This is a genomic window from uncultured Psychromonas sp., assembly GCF_947489755.1.
Classification (GTDB): domain Bacteria; phylum Pseudomonadota; class Gammaproteobacteria; order Enterobacterales; family Psychromonadaceae; genus Psychromonas.
The window spans coordinates 125,883-131,882 of record NZ_CANLFB010000009.1 but is presented as its reverse complement, the minus strand read 5'-3'; the positions used below and the strand labels follow the sequence as shown (position 1 = coordinate 131,882).

At 28.6% G+C, this 6,000-nt stretch carries 5 protein-coding genes; 1 reads left to right on the top strand and 4 read right to left on the bottom strand.

Annotation, left to right across the window (positions count from 1 at the left end):
* Positions 1-1,377: 1,377 nt before the first annotated feature.
* From Q0794_RS07315 to Q0794_RS07305, 3 genes are all read right to left on the bottom strand, one after another.
* Positions 1,378-2,025 (bottom strand): MOSC domain-containing protein, encoded by a 648-nt coding sequence (locus tag Q0794_RS07315; protein WP_298941081.1) that lies wholly within the window; start codon positions 2,023-2,025, stop codon positions 1,378-1,380.
* A gap of 111 nt (positions 2,026-2,136) precedes the next feature.
* On the bottom strand, positions 2,137-2,556 hold the full coding sequence (locus Q0794_RS07310) for a group II truncated hemoglobin (protein WP_298941080.1): 420 nt from the start codon (positions 2,554-2,556) through the stop codon (positions 2,137-2,139).
* Between the two features lie 85 nt (positions 2,557-2,641).
* On the bottom strand, positions 2,642-3,040 hold the full coding sequence (locus Q0794_RS07305; RefSeq protein WP_298941079.1) for a DUF4174 domain-containing protein: 399 nt from the start codon (positions 3,038-3,040) through the stop codon (positions 2,642-2,644).
* Between the two features lie 180 nt (positions 3,041-3,220).
* Between Q0794_RS07305 and Q0794_RS07300 the strand changes: the two genes are divergently transcribed.
* Positions 3,221-3,514: a hypothetical protein gene (locus tag Q0794_RS07300; protein WP_298941078.1), complete on the top strand. Its 294-nt coding sequence runs from the start codon at positions 3,221-3,223 to the stop codon at positions 3,512-3,514.
* A gap of 153 nt (positions 3,515-3,667) precedes the next feature.
* Here Q0794_RS07300 and Q0794_RS07295 read toward each other — a convergent pair whose 3' ends face one another.
* Positions 3,668-5,746, bottom strand: a complete 2,079-nt coding sequence (locus Q0794_RS07295; RefSeq protein ID WP_298941077.1) for a GGDEF and EAL domain-containing protein — start codon at positions 5,744-5,746, stop codon at positions 3,668-3,670.
* Between the last annotated feature and the right edge of the window lie 254 nt (positions 5,747-6,000).

The window sequence follows — 6,000 nt, the reverse complement described above, 5'->3', positions numbered from 1 at the left end:
TTAAAGGCAAATACCTTAAAAACACTTCAGATTTTAACACAGAGCGCCTAAATAATGAGCTAATCCTAGTTCATCAAAAAAAAGTGCCTGATATTTATTCGGTATTAGATTAATTCTGACGTTTTGTGATCTATACAAAAGAGTAAACAAAGAAGCCAAAAATAAAATATACCAATAGAAACATGGGGTTAGCTAATTTTAAAGTCTAGATATAAAGAAGATAGAAATACTAAGTTAGTGTCACGCTAAAATCGGCGTAATGCGTATAAAGAAAGGAGTTAGCAAACCAGTTGTTAATATTTTAAAGTTTAATACTAGATAACAAAGGTTAAGTACATTAAAAGAATATTAAAGAAAATATAAATCATGGTAATCTCGAATTCAAATAAAAACTGTTATTAACCCACCTATTAAATACACACCCACAACTGCGCATAATGTATATTATGTTAAATAGGATATTTAAATAGATAATTACATATACTATCTATCCAAATATCCTACAGTATTGAACATAATTCTATTTAACATAAAATGTATAATATACTATTATCCTTATTCGGCGGTTTTACGTTAAACACGATGTTATAACACTATAAATAGACGGTTAATCAAAGCTCATTTATTCGGTTATATAGATATACTTAATTAAATTTCAAAATATAGGCAAATAAATAACGGATATAAACTCTCTTATACGTTAATAAAACAGACAATATCAGTAAATAAATCAATAAAGACTACATTTTCATCGTTATACGCTTCAATATAAACCAATCAAAGATCATTCGTTTTATGTTAAAACACTCTACATCCCTTGTTACACATGAGGTTAACGTTACTTTTAATTTAATATGTTCGCTCTAGATTAAAATCTATTAACTTATTAAGGTATTTAGCTTAAATATTAAAGCAAGATGCCTTTAATTTATAAAATAATTTAAAGGCATTAAAATAAAATACAGTCCCACCTGAAGAGCATAACAGCTAAGCAGCTAACGCTACCACATGCTCAGTCATTAATTTTCGAGTGTTTTTAATTAAGATTGTTTCTCAGTCTATCATTAAATTTCACGACTACATTTTAAATTTATGATTGCGATACCTTTTTGAAGTCTTTCGTATTTTAATTTCAACCTCGTTGCCAAGAACAATAATGTTCCGAAAAATGAACAGCACATTTTAAATGTACTTGTTAACACCTCAAGTTATGCAGTTATTATTTGGCTCCACGAAATATAACGAGTAACTTATAAATTAAAACTATTAATGTATATAAGTAAATACAGTGATAACTGCCCTATTAAATAATGAATTGTATTAACTCATTAACTCATTAACTCATTAATTTTAATTTATTGTTATGTTTTTTATCATCTAATTAATAGAAAGTTTCTTTCTTATCTTTTCTTTCCATTCAGGAGCTAACTCTTTTAACGAGTAAGCCTCAGACAAGACACTTTCATAATCTATATAACTCTTATCAAAGTAAGCTTGAAAAAGTTTCTTAATTGAAATGTTATGCTCAACTTCTTTTTCAATAATCACTTCATCATCTTTTTTTACTATTCCAGGTTCGATCACTCGAAAATAAACACCAGTACAATGATGTTGAGTAAAAAGTTTTAAAATACTTTTATTATCGAGCGCTATACCAAGTTTAAAACAAGGTACTCTTGGTTGGCTAACTTCAAGCAGTGCTGTGCCTATCCTAAATTGTTCTCCAATATGAATATCTTTTTCAGATAAATTAGAAATAGTAAAATTCTCTCCGAACATTCCAAATGAAAGTTTTTCATTTTTAAGTTCTTTTTTCCAATATTCATAATGACTAGATGAAAAAGCATAAACCGCTTTATGTTCTCCACCATGGTTAACAAGATCTGCTTGTTCGTCGCCAATAATATTAGTCTTAGTAATTACAATTTCATTAACAGTTGGAGATTTAAATATACCTGTTTTAATTTCTTTTTTGTTATGAAGTATTGTTATTACTTTTGAAATGTTTGTGGAGATTATTTTCATTTTATATACCATGCGTGAATAAAGGAGTACGAGATAAAGTTTGGGATAAAAATAATATTGATAATTAAAGTTGTTAAACAAATGGTGTTAATCATCAACCCCCCCCCCCTTTTATTGATTACTGGAAACCACTCTAATTCTTTCTGCTGGAACGCTTAATTGCTCCATTAAATAAATTTTAAAATCCGATTCATAAGGTTGATTATCGACAGATTTTTTCATGCATAAAAGCCAAGCTTTAGTTTCTTCAATACCGACCTTTAAATGTTTATGTGATAGAGGAATGTTAATACTGCCATAATGCTTTGCATATAATTTAGGACCGCCTAACCAACCAGACAAAAAATAAGTTAGCTTTTTTTCAGATTCAGATAAATCATTGGGATGCATATTTCTTATGATGTTAGCCTCTGAGAGTGAATTCATCGTGTGATAAAAATCTTTAACTAGTTTGGTGATGCCAGGAAGTTCTCCGGCCATTTTATAAGAGTAATCGGCAACGCCATATCTACTATCGTTTTTAATTATCATAACTATGTTGGTGCCTCATTAATTAAATCGTTTTAAAATGTATCAATCATTGAAATACAAACAAAAGATAATGACGAGTAAGTCATCATTTCTGACGACTCATTTCTTGCTGCCTCATTGGCATGACATCAACTTCATTAAATAAAATGTCTATATCGAATTTTTTACTTTTTGTTTTAATACCACCATCTTTTCCTATTAATAATACAGGATGCTTTTCAATGGGATAATTAGCTTTAGTTCTCTTTATAAAATTAGTTGATAGTCTAGTAGGGTAATTTGTTATGACATCATCCTCTTTGATAATAAACCAAATCAGATCCCGTTCATTTATTTCATGTTTGTATTTGTTAAATAATTTTTTATATTCATCAGTTTTAGCGTTAGATTTATCGTCTGAGTTAATTAATATAACTCTATTTTTCCAAATGAGTTGTTCAATTCCTGTCAGGCTAACGTGGCTTGAGTAAACTATATCTGACATAAATAGACTCACTATTAATATGATCAATTTCAAATTTAACACTCCAAACCTTTAATGACGTAAGTATTTGTAATAATCCAAACCTTCACATTTCCTTCAAACTTACTACATATTTCACTTCTATAGTGTAGTCATCGAAATGAAAACATAAATAATAGATTGAATAAAAAGGAAATAACAATGAAAAACAAACTTACGTTAGTCTCGCTTTTAATTTTGAGTTTTGCTTTTACATCACAAGCAAGTGCATATAACAACAATTCAAAAAATAACAATAACAATAACAATCATTCAATGAGTAGTCATAAAAAATCAAGTCAGCATCAACGATATAATAAAAAACAGGTAACAACTAAAAAAGTCATTCATCAAGTAGTAAAAAGTAATCATAGGCCAGTACAACATAAACCAACAAAAACGATTGTTAAAATTGAAAAGAGTCATAGTCCATTATTTACTATAGTACTTTGGTAGTTGATAGTAAGAATACCAGTCCTCTTTCCGCACATAACTAGATGTTCAACAAGTTATACGACACTTTTAAAATGGTAAAATCTGAGTAGAAGTATAATGACAATATTATAAATAGTTCCAGTAAATAATTATCTGTAATATTATTTACTGGAGCTATTTCATAAATTTTTTAGCGAGTTTATTTATTTTTTCTTGACGTAATTTTTGCGCATTAGGCTCCTGTAAAATATTTTTTAATTGCGTCCAAGACACTGGTTTACAGAAAAAATACCCTTGAATCATATCGCACCCCTGCTCTGTTAAAAATGAATATTGTTCATAATATTCAACACCTTCCCCGACTGTTTTTAAGTTATATGACTCAGCAATAGAAAGAATCGCTTTAATCATGGTTGATTTAGTTTTATCTGCTGAATGTAGATTATCGATAAATGTTTTATCTATTTTTAAACAACTTACGGGGTAATTTATAAGCTGAGAAAATGCCGTGTAACCTGTACCAAAATCGTCTAATGTTAGATTAACACCGAGCGAGTGAATTTCTTGAAGTGTTGAAACACTCATTAAATCGGCTTCAACCAAACTAGTTTCAGTAAGTTCTAATTCGAAATCATGCGCATCTATTTGGTATAACTCCATTAACTCAATTAGATTTTGTACAAAGTGAGGATTGTGTAATTCGATAGCGGAAATATTAATACAAAATATAATAGGTGTTACTTTTAATAAAGTTGACTCTTTTTTTATTTGTTTAAATGTTGCTTCAATAACCCATAAGTCTATGTTTTTAATTAAATTATATTCTTCAGCTATTGGAATAAACACATCAGGTCCAATACATTGCAATGTTTCATCACTAGCACGTAATAACACCTCTACACTGACCATATTTAAATTCTTTGCATCGAATATCGGCATAAAACTCAAATAAAATGTATCTTCTATGATTGTATCTTTTATTTTCTCTGCGACTTGTTTACGGAAGAATAGATCTTGAGAAACGGTTTCGTTAAAGATTTTAAACCGATTTTTACCTTCTTTTTTGGCATAATACATTGCTGAATCAGCTCTTGCTAATAATTCATCAAATGTATTAATTTCTAGTTTTAATTGTGCAATACCTAAACTGACACGAGCATAAGTTTCATGTTCTTTAAGTCGTATTGGTGTGTCGATTACATCAAGTAAACTTGCGGCGAATTTTTTTATTTGGTTTTCTTTAAGGTCATATATAACTAATACGAATTCATCACCTGATAATCTTGCAAATTTAAATTGTATGTTAGTTATTGAGTCTAAGTATTTTTTAACTCGATGTGAAAAACCAATGAGTAATTGATCCCCTACTTTATGCCCGTAGGTATCATTTACTTTTTTAAAATCATCTAAATCTAAATAAAATAAGTAGAAGTTTTGACGGTTAATACGAGATAATATTTTTTTATTTGTCCAAATAGCAATTCCATAACGATTATATAAACCAGTTAAGCTATCTGTAATCGACATTTTTTTTAAAATATTATGTTGAAACGTAACGAGAAAAATGACGGTGATTAACCATATTAATAATATAATTTTGAGTAGATTAGCTTCTGTTATTAATTGACCATATAAAGTGACACTATCAATCTCAATTCTATAATTGCCAAGATTCTGCATTCCATCTGTTAATATTTCTAAATAAGAGACATTAGATAGATCTACTTGGCTATCGCTGAAATCAATTCTATATTGTTCAACCCACCAGTTATCAACTTGTAGTGCATCGAAAGGAATAACAATAGGTAATTCATGTAGGTTAGGATTGAAAGAAATACTATTAAACTTTAACGATACGTTATCTGCTAAGTTAGAATAATGATCATTAAAGTTTCTAAATGAAATTTTAAGTTTGGCATTTTTTGCTGGAGCCATATATTTAATGACTGTTGATAAACGATTATAATTACTTAAGTCTACCCCATTGTTTCTTGCACCATTCGTCAGAGGTATACCAAGACCACAAAAGTTATACCCTTCTTGCTTTAGTAATTTACACTGCACTAAAATCCTGTCACTTTCATCTAAAGTAGATTCAGTGTACATGCTATTTATTAATATTTTAGATTTATCATTAGTATTAATGATTATAGGGTATGAAGTATCTACTACACCTAATCTATGTGATAAGAATGCGATGGCAGACACACAGAATAAACCAATAATTACTTTAACATTGATATCTGAAAACACACTCAATCCTCTTGTAATAATGGAATATATTATGAAATCGGTTTCTGCCTATATATTTGTAGATAATAATATTTAAACTTATTTACAATTACTTGATGTTCAATATACATCAAATAAAGTTTTTTTAAAATCAATCAATCTACCATAAAGAGGTGTTTTTTTAGTTTAAAGGTTTGTGTTTAAATAAATACTTCTATTAACAATAGTTGTTTGTTTTTCACTCTATTTATCATCACAAAACCTATACTTTCAAT